Annotated in this window: 11 protein-coding genes; 5 read left to right on the forward strand and 6 right to left on the reverse strand. The window is 70.5% G+C overall.

Annotated elements, in window-relative coordinates; genetic code table 11:
* Nucleotides 1-122: 122 nt before the first annotated feature.
* Nucleotides 123-3,155: a ligand-binding sensor domain-containing diguanylate cyclase gene (locus tag ACQQ2N_RS18205; RefSeq protein WP_440222987.1), complete on the forward strand. Its 3,033-nt coding sequence runs from the start codon at nt 123-125 to the stop codon at nt 3,153-3,155.
* A gap of 313 nt (nt 3,156-3,468) precedes the next feature.
* Here the strand turns inward: ACQQ2N_RS18205 and ACQQ2N_RS18210 are convergent, their stop codons facing one another.
* Nucleotides 3,469-4,908, reverse strand: a complete 1,440-nt coding sequence (locus ACQQ2N_RS18210) for a UdgX family uracil-DNA binding protein (protein ID WP_440222988.1) — start codon at nt 4,906-4,908, stop codon at nt 3,469-3,471.
* Nucleotides 4,905-6,149 carry a putative DNA modification/repair radical SAM protein gene (locus ACQQ2N_RS18215; protein ID WP_440222989.1) on the reverse strand — a complete coding sequence of 415 codons (1,245 nt, stop codon included), beginning with the start codon at nt 6,147-6,149 and terminating at the stop codon, nt 4,905-4,907. Before ACQQ2N_RS18215 ends, ACQQ2N_RS18210 begins: the two co-directional genes overlap by 4 nt.
* A gap of 206 nt (nt 6,150-6,355) precedes the next feature.
* Between ACQQ2N_RS18215 and ACQQ2N_RS18220 the strand changes: the two genes are divergently transcribed.
* The 4 genes from ACQQ2N_RS18220 to pdeM all read left to right on the forward strand — a co-directional run bounded on the left by ACQQ2N_RS18220 (nt 6,356) and on the right by pdeM (nt 12,203).
* Complete coding sequence (locus ACQQ2N_RS18220; RefSeq protein ID WP_440222990.1) at nt 6,356-7,354, forward strand: ligase-associated DNA damage response exonuclease; 999 nt, start codon at nt 6,356-6,358, stop codon at nt 7,352-7,354.
* Complete coding sequence (locus ACQQ2N_RS18225) at nt 7,354-8,955, forward strand: ATP-dependent DNA ligase (RefSeq protein WP_440222991.1); 1,602 nt, start codon at nt 7,354-7,356, stop codon at nt 8,953-8,955. The genes ACQQ2N_RS18220 and ACQQ2N_RS18225 overlap by 1 nt, the downstream gene beginning before the upstream one ends.
* A complete protein-coding gene (locus ACQQ2N_RS18230) occupies nt 8,912-11,368 on the forward strand; it encodes a ligase-associated DNA damage response DEXH box helicase (protein WP_440222992.1) in 2,457 nt (818 codons plus the stop codon). Before ACQQ2N_RS18225 ends, ACQQ2N_RS18230 begins: the two co-directional genes overlap by 44 nt.
* A 178-nt stretch (nt 11,369-11,546) precedes the next feature.
* The gene (gene pdeM, locus ACQQ2N_RS18235) at nt 11,547-12,203 is read left to right on the forward strand and encodes a ligase-associated DNA damage response endonuclease PdeM (protein ID WP_440225798.1); all 657 of its coding nucleotides are present in this window, start codon (nt 11,547-11,549) and stop codon (nt 12,201-12,203) included.
* Between the two features lie 418 nt (nt 12,204-12,621).
* Here pdeM and ACQQ2N_RS18240 read toward each other — a convergent pair whose 3' ends face one another.
* The 4 genes from ACQQ2N_RS18240 to dnaK all read right to left on the reverse strand — a co-directional run bounded on the left by ACQQ2N_RS18240 (nt 12,622) and on the right by dnaK (nt 17,780).
* Complete coding sequence (locus ACQQ2N_RS18240) at nt 12,622-13,062, reverse strand: hypothetical protein (protein ID WP_440222993.1); 441 nt, start codon at nt 13,060-13,062, stop codon at nt 12,622-12,624.
* Between the two features lie 6 nt (nt 13,063-13,068).
* On the reverse strand, nt 13,069-14,439 hold the full coding sequence (locus ACQQ2N_RS18245; RefSeq protein ID WP_440222994.1) for a DNA/RNA non-specific endonuclease: 1,371 nt from the start codon (nt 14,437-14,439) through the stop codon (nt 13,069-13,071).
* A 155-nt stretch (nt 14,440-14,594) separates the two neighbouring features.
* A complete protein-coding gene (gene dnaJ, locus ACQQ2N_RS18250) occupies nt 14,595-15,731 on the reverse strand; it encodes a molecular chaperone DnaJ (RefSeq protein WP_440222995.1) in 1,137 nt (378 codons plus the stop codon).
* 138 nt (nt 15,732-15,869) lie between these two features.
* Nucleotides 15,870-17,780, reverse strand: a complete 1,911-nt coding sequence (dnaK, locus tag ACQQ2N_RS18255) for a molecular chaperone DnaK (protein ID WP_440222996.1) — start codon at nt 17,778-17,780, stop codon at nt 15,870-15,872.
* Between the last annotated feature and the right edge of the window lie 103 nt (nt 17,781-17,883).

The raw sequence follows: 17,883 nt of genomic DNA on the forward strand, positions 1-17,883 counted from the left end.
GTGTGCGAGGCCCAAGCTGAACGGGCTGGGGTCGCAAGAGGGCAGACATGCGCGCGGTCGGAGGCCCCCGCGGCGCCACGCCGATGCGTCATACTTCAGGCAGGGGAAATCATCAGCGCAACATGTCCAGAGTCGTCGCGTGCGTCGTGCTTGTGTCCGGCCTGCTGGTCGCCGTGTGGACGGCCGCGCGCGCGGAGCCCGTGCGACCGCTCGACCTGCAGGACCTCGGCGCACCGACGTTCACGAACTTCTCGCCGCGCGACGGCCTGCCCGACGCCGTCACCGTCGCCGCCCGCACCGATCGGGATGGCTTCGTCTGGGTCGCGTCGCCGGCCGGCGTGGCGCGTTACGACGGCCGACGCTGGATGCCCAGCGACGATCCGCGCATGGCGCATGGCGTCGACGCCTTGTTCACCGATCACGACGGCACGCTCTGGGCCGGCTTCCGCCAGCAGGGCATCGCGCGTTACGACGGTCGCCGCTGGCACGTCGAGGATGCCGCGTCGGGCTTGCCGTCCCAGCAGATCCGCCGGTTCGCGGAAACCACCGACGAGGCCGGCGTCACGACCCTGTGGGCGCTCACTTGGGACCTCGGACTCATGCGCCACGACGGCGGCCGCTGGAGCGCCGATCCCGGCAATGCCTCGCTGCCGCGCGGCCCCGTGCTCGGCTTCGCCCGGACACGCACGCTCGGCGGCGCGGCGCGCCAGTGGGCAGGCACCGGCAACGACGGCCTCTGGTACCGCGACGAAGGCACCTTCGCATGGACGCGCTGGCATGCCGAAGGCTTCGATGCCGCGCAAGTCGAGTACCTCCTCGCGACGACCCAGGCGAACCACGAGGCACTGTGGATCAGCGGGTTCGGTGCCGGCCTGTGGCGCCTCGACGACGAGGGCTTGCGCGCATGGTCGCTCGGTAGCGGCGAGTTGCCGACCAACGATCTGTACGACATCGCGCAGACGCCATTGCCCGGTGGCGATCTGGCGGTCTGGGTCGCCTCGCGTTCGGGCTTGCTGCGCATCCACGGCGATCGCGTGCAGGTGTTCGACCGCCGCCACGGCCTGCCCTCCGATGTGGTGCGCGGGCTCGACGCCTGGCGCAGCCCGAACGGCGAGGACGCCCTGTGGCTGGTCACCGAGGCCGGCGTCGCGCGCACGATCCCGTCCGCCAATCCCTGGCTCACCGCCTCGCTCATGGGCACGCGCTCGACCGGTGTGTTCGCGGTGCTCGTCGAGCCCGATGGCCACGGTGGCGAACGCCTCTGGGTCGGCGCCAACGGCGATGGCCTTGGACTCTACGAAGACGGGCGCTGGCGTCACTTCACGCAGGCCACGGGCGATCTTCCCGACGCCGGCGTGAGCCTGGTCGTGCCGCATCGTGGCGCGCGCACGACGCACACGCACTGGATCGGCCTGCGCAAGGGGCACCTGCTGCGCATGCACGATGGCCCGCGTTTCGAGGAAGAGGTGACGCCCTGGCCCAAGCTCATGGGCGAAGCCGTGCTGGACGTTTTCGAACGTGATGTCGACGGCCACGAGGAGCGCTGGATCGCGCTGCGCCAGGCCGGCATCCATCGCTGGCGCGACGGCACGTGGACGCATTTCCCAGCCGCCGGCGAAGGCGTCGCGTGGCGCGTCAACCGCATCGTCGAACAGATCGCCGCGGATGGCAGCCGCTGGCTGTGGGCCACGACCGATCGCGGACTTGCACGTTTCGACGGTTCACGCTGGGACCTGCTGGGGCGTGCGGATGGCCTGCCGGACGAGGTGCTGCTCGGCATCACCCTGCTCGACGACGGACGCGGGCATCCGGTGTTGTGGATCGGCTCGTCGACGGCCGGCGTGATCCGCGTCGATACCACCTCGCCGCGCGCGCCACGCATCCTGCCCGCCGACCTGCCCAGGTCACCGGACCCGACCGTCTACAGCGTGCTTCGCGACTCGCGTGGCGTGATCTACGTCTGCACGAACAACGGCGTGCAGCAGCTCGTCGCGGAGGGCAGCGGCTACGCGAGCAGCGTGTCGACGCGTCGCGACGGCATGGTGCACGAGGAGTGCAACACCAACGCGCAGTTCATCGACGCCCACGACCGTTTCTGGACCGGCACGCTCGGCGGACTCACGGTGCACGACCCGCGCAGGCGCAGCATCGACACCCAACCCAAGTCACTGCGCATCGTCGGCATGCAGGTCGACGGTGTCGCACGCGAGGGGGATGCGCTCGACGTGTCCGCCGGGGCGCGCGCGATCGACATCGAGTTCGCGCTGCTGTCCTGGCAGCGCGAGGGCGAGTCACGCTTCCGCACGCAGCTGGTCGGCTACGACAACGCGCCCTCCGACTGGACGGCCCAGAACAACAAGCGTTTCAACGCGCTGCCGCCTGGCCACTACGTCCTGCGCATCGAGGGGCGCGATTATGCGGGCAACCTGAGCGCGCCGATCGAGCTGCCGGTGGTGATCGCCGCGCGCTGGTGGCAGCAGTGGTGGGCCAGCGTCGCCCTCGGCATCGCCCTCCTCCTGCTCGGTTACGCGGGCGCCCTGTGGCGCAACCACGTGCTCAAGGCGCAACGCCGCGCGCTCGAGTATCGCGTCGCCGCGCGCACGGCCGAACTGCACACCGCGAACGCGCGGCTCGTCGAACTCTCCTACGTCGACGCGCTGACCGGCCTCGCCAACCGTCGCCGCTTCATCGAGGCCCTCGAGCATCGTCCGCAGTTCGGGGCCCCCGACGAGACGACCTCGCTCGCGTTCGTCGACGTCGACCACTTCAAGGCCTGCAACGATCTGTACGGCCACCCGGCGGGCGACGAGGCCTTGCGTGCCGTCGCGACGATCCTGCGTTCGGAGGCGCCTGCGGGAACGCTCGCGGCGCGTTACGGCGGCGAGGAGTTCGCCTGCCTCCTGCCCGACACGTCCATCGACGCCGCGATCGCATTCGCCGAGCGCGTGCGCGAACGTGTCGCGGCATGCGACATCACCGTGCCCGACGGCGACCGCGTGTTCCGCATCACGATCAGCGCCGGCGTCACCGGCGCCGTGCTGCACGACGCCGACGACACGCGCCGCCTGCTCGCCGATGCCGATGCTGCGCTGTATGCGGCCAAACGCTCCGGACGCGACCGCGTCGCGGTGCTCGAGGGCAACACGATCGCGTGAGTCGACGCGAGTGTCACGCATGATGCTGTGCTCCGGGCCGACAGACACGCCACGCCGTCGGCGGCATGCGTAAACGGAGTGCGTCACGTCGTACCGACGGCGGAATCCGCTGCGCGGGTTCCGCCCTACCCGAGAACGTTGCAGCCATCGCGCTGGGTACCACTCGCTCGTCTCGCGCGCAGGGTGGAACCGCCGCAGGCGATTCCACCGTGCCCGGCGTCGCCGTCACGTTCCCGCGCGTGCGGTTGCGGTGCATCGTACCGAGGGTCTCGCGGAATCCTCTGCGAGGGTTCCACGCTACCTCGGCCATGCCTTACGGCGCAGCATCCTGCGCGGCGTCGGCGCGTTCGGCGAGCAGGGCGCGATCGTCGACGAAGCCCTGGTAGGCCGTGTCACGCGCCTCGCCGGCGGCCTGCCTCAGCACCCACGATGGATGCACGGTCGCGAACGCACGCGTGCCGTCGTCCAGACGCATCCAGATCGCACGCTGTTCCATGAGCTTGAAGCCCGCACCAAACACCGCGCGCGCGGCGGTCGCACCGAGGCAGACGATGATGCGCGGCTTCACGGTCGCGATCTCGCGCTCGAGCCACGGCCGGCAGGCCTGCATGTGGCTGACCGCGGGATTGCGGTGCAGGCGCCGCTTGCCGCGCTGCTCGAAGCGGAAGTGCTTGACTGCGTTGGTGAGGTAGAGACGCGCGCGCTCGATGCCGTGCGCGGCGAGCGCGCGGTCGAACAGCTGGCCGGCCGGACCGACGAACGGACGGCCGCTGAGATCCTCGGCGTCTCCGGGCTGCTCGCCGACGATCATGATGCGCGCCGAGGACGGGCCTTCGCCGAAGACGGTCTGCGTGGCCGGCTGCCAGAGCTCGCAGCGACGGCATTCGCGCGCCGCGATACGCAGCGCAGGCAGGCCTTCGGCGCGCGGCAGCGGCTCGACCACGCGCTCGGGGATGCGTCGGCGCGGGGCCTCGGCCTCGCGATCGGCCATCGCCTGCACGCGGGCGCCGGCCTCGGCGAGCAGCGTCGGCAGCAGCCGCGCCTCGGGCAGGTTCTTCCAGTACTTCTGCGGCATCTCCTGGGTCATCATGCGCGGGTTGAGCCGCGCCGGATTGAAGATGTTCGCGTAGTAGGTGCGCCACAGCGCGTCCTGCGCATCGTCGGCAGGCGCATCGCCACGCGTCGCACCGCCGCCGAAGCCGAGCGCACTGCCGTCCCAGAACGCGCTGCGGTACGGCGTGAGGATGGCCCAGCGCATGCCGGCGAAACGCCGCGCGAAGAACGGTGCCACGCGGTCGACGATGAAGTGCTCGGGTTCGAACCAGGCGACGAACGCATCGTGTTCGCCGGGCACTTCGCGGAAGCGCACGAAAGCCTTCATCTTGTGGCTGTCGCGGCCGACGGCCTTGGCGAGCTCGCCGGCGCGCCGCACGTCGGCATCGGTCTCGCGCTCGAGCAGCGCACGCTCGCCGCTCGCTATGCGCCACAGCAGCCGGTACAGCAGGCCATGCCGCTGCGCATCGCGATGGCAGAGCACGCTGCCGGCCAGCGCGAGGAAGTCGGAGGACACGTGCGGGGCGAGGCGTGTCGGCGCCTGCGTGGTCACGTCGATGCCGGCGAGCAGGCTGGCCTGGCCGTCACCGTCCCACGTGAGCTGATCGGGTGCGACGCCGGCACGCCAGGCCGCGCGCGCGACGTCGCGCCACGCACGCTCGTCCCACGGCGGCGTGACGGTGGCGTGGAACGTGCTCACCCGAACAGGCTTTCCTGGCGCGGAGGCGGCGCGAACCGCGCACGCATGCGCGCGGGATCGTCGAGGCGACGCTTCGGGTGGTGATCGAGCGTCGCGACGAACGGCAGCACCTTGCGCAGCGGCACGCGCAGCGTCGTGAGGTCGGCCACGCGCAGGCGTGCGTGGCGGCGCGAGCCCAAGATGCGTTCGACCGTGCGCGCACCGAGGCCCGGCACGCGCAGCAGCACCTCGCGCGGTGCGCGGTTGATGTCGACCGGGAAGCGCTCCGGATGACGCAGCGCCCACGCGGTCTTCGGATCGACGTCGAGATCGAGCATGCCGGCGCCGTCGGCCGGCGCGATCTCCTCGACATCGAAGCCGTAGAAGCGCAGCAGCCAGTCGGCCTGGTAGAGGCGATGCTCGCGCACGAGCGGCGGCGCCTGCAGCGGCAGGCGCGCCGACGCATCGGGGATCGGGCTGAAAGCCGAGTAGTAGACGCGGCGCAGGCGGTAGTTGCCGTAGAGGTTGGTGCTCGTGCGCAGGATGTCGCGGTCGTCCGCGCCGTCGGCCCCGACGATCATCTGCGTGCTCTGCCCGGCCGGCGCGAAGCGCGGCGGCTTGGCGCGCGTCTTCGCCTCGGCCTTGCGCGCGTCGACGTTCTCCTCGATGCGCCAGCGCAACTCGCCCATCGCGGTGCGGATGTCCGGCAGCTTCTTCTCGGGCGCGAGTGCGGCGAGGCCTTCCTCGGTCGGCAGCTCCACGTTGATGCTGAGGCGATCGGCGTACCGGCCCGCCGCGGCGAGCAGTTCCGGCGAGGCATCGGGAATCGTCTTGAGATGGATGTAGCCGCGGAACCTGTGGTCCTCGCGCAGGCTGCGCGCGACCTCGACGAGCTGCTCCATCGTGTAGTCGCCGTTGCGGATGATGCCGCTCGACAGGAACAGCCCCTCGATGTAGTTGCGCTTGTAGAAATCGAGCGTGAGCGTGACGACTTCCTGCGGCGTGAAGCGCGCGCGGCGCACGTTGCTCGACACGCGGTTCACGCAGTACACGCAGTCGAACACGCAGAAGTTGGTCAGCAGGATCTTGAGCAGCGACACGCAGCGGCCGTCCGGCGTGTACGAATGGCAGATGCCCATGCCCTCGGTGCTGCCGATACCGCCCGTGCCCAGCGAGTGCCGGCGATCGGCACCGCTCGACGCGCAGGAGGCATCGTATTTGGCCGCGTCGGCGAGCACGGCGAGCTTGTCGAGGAGTTGCATCGCGCCAGCTTACGCATCCGCCGTCTCAATGCATGAACGCCGCAAGCTGAACGGTTCAGGCGGCCACGACGTCGATACGCCGGCGTCGGCAGGCGTTAAGTCGCGGGCCGCGACCATCGCGTGATGCGCGCCCCGTGCCCTTCTTTCCTGCGTCGATCCGCCGCCCGCCGCGGCGGTGCGATGCCGTGCGGGACATCCGTCGACCGATGACGCGCCCATCCGATCTCGTCGCGCTGACACCCGAGGGCCTGTACTGCCCGGCCGGCGACTTCCACATCGATCCCTGGCGCCCGACGTCGACCGCGATCATCACGCACGCGCACGGCGACCACGCGCGCACGGGCTCGCAGCACTACTGGGGCACGAACGTCGGTGCGCCGCTGCTCGGCGAACGCCTGCCGGGCATGGCGCTCGACACGCTCGACTACGGCGAGGTGCGTCGCTTCGGTGAGGCGCGCGTTTCCCTGCATCCGGCCGGCCACATCCTCGGCTCGGCGCAGGTGCGCATCGAAGTCGACGGCCGCGTCTGCGTCGTGTCGGGCGACTACAAGCGCGATCCCGATCCGACCTGCGCACCGTTCGAGGTCGTGCCCTGCGACGTGTTCGTGACCGAGGCGACGTTCGCGCTGCCCGTGTACCGCTGGCCACCGATGGAGGCCGTCGTCGCCGACGTGATCGCGTGGTGGGATGCCTGCGCCGCGCGCGGTGTGCCGGCGGTGCTGTTCTGCTACGCGCTCGGCAAGGCGCAGCGCCTGCTCGCCGAACTCGCGCGTGCGACCGACCGCACCGTGCACCTGCACGGCGCGATGCTCGCGCTGGTCGAGCGCTACCGCGAACTCGGCGTCACCATGCTGCCGACCGTGCCGGTGTCCGATAGCGCACGCGGCCGCGACTTCGCCGGCGAACTGATCCTCGCGCCCCCGTCCGCGGCGGGTTCGACATGGATGCGTCGTTTCAACAACGCCTCGACCGGATTCGCCTCGGGCTGGATGCGCATCCGCGGCAACCGGCGCCGGCGCGGCTACGACCGCGGCTTCGTCGTCTCCGATCACGCCGACTGGCCGAGCCTGATCGAGACGATCCGTGCGACCGGCGCGCAGCGCGTACTGCCGACGCACGGCAATACCGATGCGCTCGTACCCTACCTACGCGAGCTCGGCCTCGACGCCGAGCCGCTGCGCACCGACTTCGGCGGCGAGGACTGATGCGCCGCTTCGCCGAACTCTACGCCGAGCTCGATGCCTCGACCGCGACCAGCGCGAAGGTCGAAGCGATGGCCGCGTACTTCGCTCAAGTGCCCCCCGCCGACGCGGCCTGGGCCGTGCACGTGCTGACCGGCCGCAAGCTCAAGCGCCTGATCCGCTCGAGCGAGCTGCGTACGCTCGCCGCGCGCGCGAGCGGCTATCCCGACTGGCTCGTCGAGGAGAGCTACAGCCACGTCGGCGACCTCGCCGAGACGATCGATCTGCTGCTCGACGCACCGCTCGAGGCACGCGACGAGCTGTCGCTGTCGACCTGGATCGAGCAGCGCCTCGCCCCGCTGCCCTCGCTCGACGAGGCTGGGCGCGCGGTGCGCCTGCTCGCGTGGTGGTCGGAGCTTCCGCATGCGCAGCGCTTCGTGCTCAACAAGCTCATGACCGGCAGCCTTCGCGTCGGTGTCTCGCAGCGCCTGGTCGTGCAGGCGCTCGCGCGCGTCGCGGGCCTCGACACGGCGCTCGTCGCGCACCGCCTGACCGGCGACTGGACACCGACGCCAGCCGCGTTCCGTGCCCTGCTCGATCCGGCGGGCCAGCTCGCCGTCGACGTCGACCAGCCCTACCCGTTCTTCCTTGCTTCGCCGCTCGAGCACGCGGTCGAGACGCTCGGCGAGCGCGCCGACTGGCTCGCCGAATGGAAGTGGGACGGTATCCGCGCGCAGCTGCTCAAGCGCGCCGGCGCCGCGCGGTTGTGGTCGCGCGGCGAGGAACGCCTCGACGGCCGCTTCCCCGAGATCGAAGCCGCTGCGGCGACGCTGCCTGACGGCGTCGCGATCGACGGCGAGATCCTCGCCTGGCGCGATGGCGCGCCGCTGCCGTTCACGGCACTGCAGAAGCGCATCGGCCGCCTCAAGCCGGGCGCGAAGTCGCTGGCCGACGCGCCCGTCGTGCTGCTCGCCTACGACCTCGTCGAGGACGCCGGAATCGACATCCGCGCCTCGTCGCTGCAGGAGCGCCGCACACGGCTCGCGCAACACCTCGCGACGTTGCCGGCGGGTGCGGATGCCGCGATCCAACTGTCGCCCGCGCTCGACGGCGATGACTGGCAGGCGCTCGCACGCCTGCGCGAGGCCTCGCGCGAGCGCGGCGTCGAAGGCCTCATGCTCAAGCGCCTGGCATCGCCGTACCAGGTCGGCCGCAAGCGCGGCGACTGGTGGAAGTGGAAGGTCGAGCCGTACACGCTCGATGCCGTGCTGATCTACGCGCAGGCCGGCCACGGCCGCCGCGCGAACCTGTTCACCGACTACACGTTCGCGGTCTGGGACGGCGACGCGCTCGTGCCGGTCGCCAAGGCCTATTCGGGCCTGACCGACGAGGAGATCGGCCGCCTCGACCGCTGGATCCGCGCACACACGCTCGAGCGCTTCGGACCCGTGCGTTCGGTCGAGCCGCACCACGTGTTCGAACTCGCGTTCGAGGCGATCAACGCCTCGTCGCGCCACAAGTCCGGCGTCGCGGTGCGCTTCCCGCGCATCCTGCGCTGGCGCACCGACCTCTCGATACGCGATGCCGACAGCCTCGATCAGCTCAAGACGCTGGCTGGCGGCTGAGCGCCGCCTCGCCGACTGGCTCGCCGAGCGCAGCGGCGGGCGCGTCGCGCCGTTCCAGCGCGAGACCTGGCGCGCATGGCGCGACGGCGCGAGCGGGCTCGTGCACGCGCCGACCGGCAGCGGCAAGACGCTGGCCGCGTTCGGTGGCCCGCTCGTCGACGCACTCGCACGCGATCCCGCGGCGCGACCGGGTTTGACCCTGCTGTGGATCACCCCGCTGCGTGCACTGGCCGCCGATCTCGTCGTGCAGCTCGAGGCGCCGCTGCGCGAGCTCGGCCTCGCCTGGCGCCTGCTGCGTCGGACCGGGGACAGCGGCAGTCGCGAGCGCACGCGCCTGCGCAAGGGCGAGGTCGAAGTGCTCGTGACCACGCCCGAAAGCCTCGCACTGCAGCTTTCGCACGCCGATGCCGCGCAACGCTTTGCCGGCCTCACGACCGTCGTCGTCGACGAATGGCACGAGCTCGTCGCGGGCAAGCGCGGCGTGCTGCTCGAGCTCAATCTCGCGCGCCTGCGCCGCCTCGCGCCGGCACTGCGCACCTGGGGCTTGTCGGCGACGCTCGGCAACCTCGACGAGGCCATGCAGGCATTGCTCGGTCCGCAGGTCGAGGGGCGCCTCGTCAGCGTGACGACGCCGCGCCGCGTCCTCATCGAAACCGCCCTGCCCGACGAAGTCGAACGCTTCGCCTGGGCCGGCCATCTCGGCCTGTCGCAGCTGCGTCGTGTCGTCGAGGCCACGCGCACGCCGCGCTCGGTGCTCGTCTTCACCAACACGCGCTCGCAGGCCGAACTGTGGCACGAGGCACTGGCCTCGGTGTGGCCGCACGCGCCCGACACGCTCGCGATCCATCACGGCTCGCTCGATCGCGCCTTGCGCGCGCAGGTCGAGGAAGGCCTGCGAACAGGCGCAATCCGCTGCGTCGTCGCGACCTCGAGCCTCGACCTTGGCGTCGACTTCGCGAGCGTCGAAGCCGTCGTGCAGATCGGCAGCCCGCGCGGCGTCGCGCGCCTGCTGCAGCGCGCGGGACGCTCGAACCATCGCCCCGGCGAAGCCAGCCGCATCCTCTGCGTGCCGACGCACGGCCCCGAGCTCGCCGAGATCGCGGCTGCGCGCCGTGCGCTCGCGGCCGGCGCGATCGAGGCACGCGCGCCGCTCGACGGCACCGCCGACGTGCTCGCCCAGCACCTCGTCTCGATGGCGCTGGCCGGCGGCTTCGAGGCCGCCGCGATGTTCGACGAGGTGCGCACCGCGCACGCCTACGTCGGATGGACGCGAGAACGCTTCGACGCGGTGCTCGCGTTCGTCGAACACGGCGGCCCCGCGCTCGGTGCGTATCCGGATTACCACAAGCTCGTCGTCGAGGACGGCCGTCATGTGATCGCGAGCCCGCGCCTCGCGCGCCTGCACCGCTACGGCATCGGCACGATCGTCGCCGACGGCTCGATCGAGGTGCGCTACCTGCGCGGCGGTCGCATCGGCCACGTCGAGGAGACGTTCGCGGCGCGCCTCGCGCCGGGCGAGACCTTCCTGTTCGCGGGCCGCACGCTCGAACTCGTGCGCGTGCGCGACATGACCGCGTGGGTGCGCCTCGCCAAGGGGCGCCGCAGCCTCGTGCCGCGCTGGTCGGGCGGACGCCTCGCGCTGTCCAACGCGCTGGGCCGCTGGATGCAGCAGGTGCTCGCCGATCCGCAGGCACGCGAGCCCGAGATGACGCGTCTCGCGCCGCTGCTCGCGACGCAGCGCGAGCGCTCGCACGTGCCAGGCGTCGACGAACTGCTCGTCGAGCGCATCAAGGCACGCGATGGCGAGCACCTGTTCGTGTTCACGTTCGCGGGGCGACTCGTCAACGAGGGGCTCGGCGCGCTGCTTGCGACGCGCCTGAGCCGGCTCGCGCCGTCGACGCTCGCGTTCGGCGCGAACGACTACGGCGTGATCGTGTCGACGCGCCGCCTGCCGGCGCTCGATGCCGAAGCGATCCGCGGCCTGCTCACGATCGACGGCGTGCGCGCCGACCTGCTCGCCGGCATCGCGGGCGGCGAACTCGCCAAGCGCCAGTTCCGCGAGATCGCGCGCATCGCCGGCCTCGTGTTCGGCACGCCGCCGGGCACGCAGCGCTCGCTGCGCCACCTGCAGGCCGGCACGGGCCTGCTCTACGACGTGCTCGCGCAGCACGACCCCGGCCATCTGCTGCTCGAGCAGGCGGTCGACGAGGTGCTCGAGCGCACCTTCGACCTGCGCCGCCTCGAGGCGACGCTGCACGAACTCGCCGCGCGCACGCTCGTCGCCACGCAGCCGGCGCGCTTCACGCCGTTCGCGTTCCCGCTGTGGGCCGAATGGATCCGCGGCGGCCTGTCCAGCGAGGATTGGGAAACGCGCGTGCGCCGGCTCGCGGCGGAGCTCGAGGCGCGCGCATGATGTTCAGGGCGACGCCACGCGTTGACGCACGCTGCAGGCGTGTCCGTACGCGCGAACGGATGCGAAAGCGCGTGCACGCTCGCCACACCGCACGTGGTGAGCGAATGACGTGGCTCGATGTGACCATCGCGCGCGGAACGATGTGCCTCGACGCGCGGCGCGCAAGGGTAAGCGCGTGATGTGGCTCGACGTCGCCATCGCCGGCGAGCCGATGCGCCTCGACGCGCGGCGCGCGCTGGTATGGCCGCGGCGACGCTGGCTGCTCGTCGCCGACGTGCATCTCGGCAAGGCCAGCCTGCTGCGCCAGGCCGGTGCACCGCTGCCGCGCGGCACGACGACGCGCGACCTCGAGCGCCTCGCCGCGCTCGTCGCCGACCACCGCCCCGAACGCCTCGTCGTGCTCGGTGATCTCGTGCACGGGCATGAACCTGCCGATGCCGCGTGGCTCGCGACGTTCCTGCGCTGGCGCGAAGCCCATGCCACGTTGCCGGTCACGCTCGTCGCGGGCAACCACGATCGCCACGGCGTACCTGGGGCGTTCGCACTCGATGTGGTCGACGAGATCGTCTATGCGCCGTTCGTGCTGCGGCATGCGCCTGGCGTCGTACGCGATGCGCACGTGCTCGCAGGCCACGTGCATCCCGGTGTAGTGCTGCGCGACGGCCGCGTGCGCCATCGCCTGCCGGCGTTCTGGTCCGGCCCGCAACGCACGCTGCTGCCCGCCTTCGGCTCGCTGTGCGGACTCGCACCGGTCGCGGCGCAGGCGGACGATGCGGTGTATGCGATGACGCCGGGAGGGGTGCTGGCGATGCCGGCTGACGTGGCGGGGCGTTGAGGATGCGGGACGCTGGACGGCGTCGACGTTTTTTCGAGAAAGCCGCCAGCTAACGCCCGTGGGGTTTCCACGGAGGTTCAATGAGCTTCGGGACGCCTTGACTGAGCATACAGCTCGAAATTTCGGGCAATGCTCAAGTGGATTCCGGCTTTCGCCGGAATGACGGGATGTAGGGTCGTATCAAGGATGAAGCCATCGTTCCCATGAACCGCTTCGGGTCCAGCCGACGTCTGCGCCCAGAGAAGGCGCGCCGTCATTCCGGCGAAAGCCGGAATCCCCTCAAGCAGAACAGATGTGCGGCGTGCTCCAGATCGGATGAGATCGAACAACCGCATGACGCAGCGTGCGGATCCAACTCCACGGAGAGCATCGGGTAGTCGTTCGAACGTCGATACCACCGAATACCGGCGGCTTCGCCCTACTGCGCCAACGCCTTCGTCGCCCCCGCGAGGTAGCGCTCGAGGTAGTCCTTGAAACGCGTGTCGTTGAGGTTGCCGCCGAGGCGGTACGGCGGGTCGTACGAGAACTCGAACGCGTAGCGGCCGTCGCGGTCGATGACGAGGTCGCAGACGGTCCAGTGCTGGCCCTTGGCCGCGCTCATGACGTCGTCGACGCGGTGGAAGCCGGCCGTGGCCTGCGGGCTCAGGCGGAACGAGACCTTCTCGGGCGTGCCGCCGGGTGGGCGGGCGATCGCGAACGCGAGCACGCTCTCCTGCGCTTCGGCGGCGTGGCGCAGCGATTCGTAGTTGACGACGATGCGCATCCAGTCGCGGTCGCCCCACTCGCCTTCACGCACGTTCACGACGCTCTGCGCGACAGCGCGCACGGTCTCCTGATAGGCCTGGTTGAGATCGTCCATCCGCGGTCACTTGTTGATGAAGCTGTGGTCGATCCAGTCGCCGCCGTCGACGCGGTAGCTCGCGACGAACGCATCCGGGCGCGTGGTCGTGTTGCCCGGATTGTAGGTGAGGGTCACCTGCATATCCACGTCGTGGCCGTTCTCGAGCAGGCCGGCGATCTGGTTCTCGAAGCGCTTGTAGGCGCCGTTGTTGAGATTCGGCAGGCCGTCGCCGATCGGCTTGCCGTTGCCGGGCACGACGTTGACGCGGTTGGTCGGGCCGCCGAAGCGGTCGGCGATCAGGTGGAAGCCGACGTCGGTATCGCGGCCTTCGTTGCCGATCTGGCGCTGCAGGCCGGGATCGTTGCGGCCGACCGGATCGAGTTCGACGCGGCCCTCGGCGCGCACGACGCGCGCCTGCGGATCGGTGGTCCAGCGCAGCTCGCCGAACTGGTAGATGGTGTTCGGCTGCGCAGCGTTGGCGGCGGCGTTGAGTTCGTCGATCGAGTCGAACGTGACCGTGCGCAGCGGCGTGGCGCGCGCCGGGCCGAGATCGTCGAGCCTGCCGAGGCGCGCATCGGCCGCACGCGAGGCGTCGTTCGCGGCATCGAGCGCACGCGCCGCATCGCCGGCACGGTCGAGCGCGGCCGCGCCCTCGCCGACGCGCGCGAGCGCACCGGCGCCCTGCGAACCCTTCACGACGGCATTGGCCTCGCCGACGCCGATGAACATGCTGCCGACGTCGATGACGCCGCGCCCCGCGAACTTGGCCCAGTCGCCGTCGGCGGCCGCCTGCTGGTAACCCTCGGTGACGCCGTCCCAGAGCGCGCCGGCGGTGGCGAGGTTGGCTTCGGGGCGCGTGAGCCACGCGGCCGGGCTGGCGAGGTCGCCGATCGCGACCGCGGCCTGGCCCACGCTTTCGGCGCGTGCGAGGTTCTGTTCGGGCTGCACGGCCCAGCGCACCGGATCGATGAGCTTGACCGCACCGTCGGCGAGCTGCACGACGCCCTTGCCCATGTCGTAAACGGCGAGGCTCGCGCCTTCGACGAGGCCGATGCTGTCCGACACCTGGCGCGCGAGCGCGCCGCCGACGACACCGCCATGGCGCTCGCCGACTTCGACGATGTCGGCGCGGAAACCGTCGACGGCCTGCTCGGCCGTGTCGACAGCACCGTCGATCGCGTTGCCGACGTTCGCGCGGAGTCCGTCGAGATCGTCGAGGCGGTCCCCGGCCCACTGGCGCGCCGACTGCAGGCCGTCGCCTGCGGCGGATAGGGCGTCACCGGCCGCGTCGGCGGCCTGTCCGGCAAGTTCGCCGCCCTTCTGCGCGAGGTCGTCAGCGGTGTCGCCGAGCCACTGCGTGGCACGCTGTGCGATGCCTTCGAGGTTGAGACCCATGGCGCGCTCCGGCGTGCACCGTGGTCGACACGGCGCTTCGGAGCGGCAGGCTAGTCCTGCGCAGGGCCGCAGGCCATCGGGGGAAACCCCAAGGCGACGGGCGTCGCCGGGGTCACGCGCGCGTCATGCCGGCATGGCACGCGCGCGCGGCGGGATCACGAGGTGACGCGGTCCCAGAACTGCTTGACGCCGTCGAACCAGGTACGGTTGCGCGGCGAATGCGCGAGCGCATCCTCACCCGCGAACGTCGCCTCGAACTGCTCGAGCAGCTCGCGCTGGCGCGACGTGAGCTTGACCGGCGTCTCGAGCACGACGCGGCACAGCAGGTCGCCCGTGCGGCCGCTGCGCACCGACTTGACGCCCTTGCCGCGCAGCCGGAACAGCTTGCCGGTCTGGGTCTCGGGCGGGATCGTCACGCTGGCTTCACCACCGAGCGTCGGCACGGCGATCTCGGCGCCGAGCGTGGCCTGGGCGAAACGGATCGGCACCTCGCAGTAGAGGTCGTCGCCTTCGCGCGTGAAGATCGCGTGCTCGCGCACGCGCACCTCGACGTAGAGGTCGCCCGGCACGGTGCCGGCCGGACCGGCCTCGCCCTGGCCGGTGAGGCGGATGCGGTCACCCGAATCGACGCCCGCGGGAATCTTGACCTGCAGCGTGCGCTCGTCCTCGACGCGGCCTTCGCCGCTGCAGTCCTTGCACGGATTGGCCACGGTCTTGCCCGTGCCCGCGCAATGCGGGCAGGTCTGCTGCACCGAGAAGATGCCGTTCTGCATGCGCACACGGCCGTGGCCGCGGCAGGTCGAACAGGTGGAGGTCTTGCCGTCCTGCGAGCCCGAGCCGTCGCAGCCCTTGCATGCGACCAGCGTCGGCACCTCGATCTGGCGCTCGATGCCGAACACGGCTTCCTCGAGGTCGAGCTCGAGCAGGTAGCGCAGGTCCGAGCCGCGGCGCGGGCGACCACGCCCGTTGCCGCCCATGCCGAAGATGTCGCTGAAGATGTCGCCGAAGATGTCGCCGACGTCGCCGTTGAAGCCGCCGCCCCCGCGACCGCCGCCCATGCCGCCGTTCTCGAACGCGGCGTGGCCGTACTGGTCGTAGGCGGCGCGCTTCTGCGCGTCACCGAGGATCTCGTAGGCCTCCTTGGCCTCCTTGAACTTGTCCTGCGCGGCCGGATCGTCAGGGCAGCGGTCGGGATGGAACTTCATCGCGAGGCGACGGAACGACTTCTTGAGCTCGTCGTCGGTGGCCGTGCGTTCGACCGAGAGGATTTCGTAGTAGCAGCGCTTGGACATGGCGGTATCGCGTGGCGGAGGGGCGCTTCGTCAGCAGCAAACGGGACGACACGGTCTCTCCGCGTCGCCGGCCGCCCGGACACGCCGGGCGACCGCACGATCACGCCCCGTCCATCGTGCGGACGGGGCGCTGGCGCCTTACTTCTTGTCGTCCTTGACTTCCGTGAACTCGGCGTCGACGACGTCGTCGGCCGCCGAGGGGCCCGCCTGCGGGCCGCCTTCGGCACCCGGCTGGCCACCCGACGCCGCCGCGTACAGCGACTGCGCGGCTTCCTCGACGCGCGTGATCTTCGCCTCGATCTGCGCCTTGTCGTCGCCCTTCATGGCCTTGTCGAGCTCCGAGAGCGCTTCCTCGATGCCGCCGAGCTGCTCGGCCGGCACCTTGCCGCCGTGCTCCTTGAGCGCGCTGCGCGTGGCGTGGACGAGCTGGTCGGCCTTGTTGCGCGTCGTGACGAGCTCCTGGAAACGCTTGTCTTCCTCGCGGTTGGCCTCGGCGTCGCTGACCATGCGCTGGATCTCTTCGTCCGAGAGGCCCGAACCGGCCTTGATCTCGATGCGCTGTTCCTTGCCGGTCTTCTTGTCCTTGGCCGACACGTGCAGGATGCCGTTCGCGTCGATGTCGAACGTCACCTCGATCTGCGGCATGCCGCGCGGCGCCGCGTCGATGCCGGCGAGGTCGAACTTGGCCAGCGACTTGTTGAAGCGCGCCTGCTCGCGCTCGCCCTGCAGCACGTGCACGGTGACCGCGTTCTGGTTGTCGTCGGCCGTCGAGAACACCTGCGTGTTCTTGGTCGGGATCGTCGTGTTCTTGTCGATGAGCTTGGTGAACACGCCGCCGAGCGTCTCGATGCCGAGCGACAGCGGGGTCACGTCGAGCAGCAGCACGTCCTTGACGGTGCCCGAGAGCACGCCGCCCTGCACCGCGGCGCCGATCGCGACGGCCTCGTCCGGGTTGACGTCCTTGCGCGGCTCCTTGCCGAAGAAATCCTTGACCGCGTCCTGCACCTTGGGCATGCGCGTCTGGCCACCGACGAGGATGACCTCGGAGATGTCGGACACCTTGAGGCCGGCGTCGGCGATCGCCGTGCGGCACGGCTCGATCGTGCGCTTGATGAGGTCGTCGACGAGCGACTCGAGCTTGGCGCGCGTGAGGCGCAGCTCCAGGTGCACGCCCTCGCCGTTCACCTGCGTGATGAACGGTTCGTTGATGTCGGTCTGCTGGCGCGACGAGAGCTCGATCTTGGCGCGCTCGGCCGCCGAGCGGACGCGCTGCAGCTGGATCGGGTTCTTGCGCAGGTCGACGCCGTGCTGCTTCTCGAACTCGTCGATGATGTAGTCGATGACGCGCTTGTCGAAGTCCTCGCCGCCGAGGAACGTGTCGCCGTTGGTGGCGAGCACCTCGAACTGCTTCTCGCCGTCGACTTCGGCGATCTCGATGATCGAGATGTCGAACGTGCCGCCGCCGAGGTCGTAGACCGCGATCTTGCGGTCGCCGCCCTTCTTGTCGAGGCCGTAGGCGAGCGCAGCCGCGGTCGGCTCGTTGATGATGCGCTTGACCTCGAGGCCGGCGATGCGGCCCGCGTCCTTGGTCGCCTGGCGCTGGCTGTCGTTGAAGTACGCCGGCACCGTGATGACGGCCTCGGTGACCGCTTCACCGAGGTAGTCCTCGGCGGTCTTCTTCATCTTCATGAGGATCTGCGCGGACACTTCCGGCGGCGCCATCTTCCTGCCGTCGGCGGTCTCGACCCACGCGTCGCCGTTGTCGTGGCCGACGATCTTGTACGGCACGAGGTCGATGTCCTTCTTGACCTCGTTGTCGCTGAACTTGCGGCCGATGAGGCGCTTCACGGCCGAGAACGTGTTCTTCGGATTCGTGACGGCACCGCGGCGCGCGGTCGCGCCCACCAGCACCTCACCGTCCTTGAACGCGACCACCGACGGCGTCGTGCGGTCGCCCTCGGAGTTCTCGATCACGCGCGCCGTGCCACCTTCCATGACCGCCACGCACGAGTTGGTCGTGCCGAGGTCGATACCGATGATCTTGCCCATCTGTGTGCTCTCCCAAAATGATCTTGATGGCCGCTCGGGCCGCTGGCGCGAAAACTGGGGGTAACGCGACCGCTTTCAAGCGGTTGCGCGGGATCGGATGCCG

Source organism: Dokdonella aquatica (assembly GCF_051987395.1).
Lineage (GTDB): Bacteria > Pseudomonadota > Gammaproteobacteria > Xanthomonadales > Rhodanobacteraceae > Dokdonella.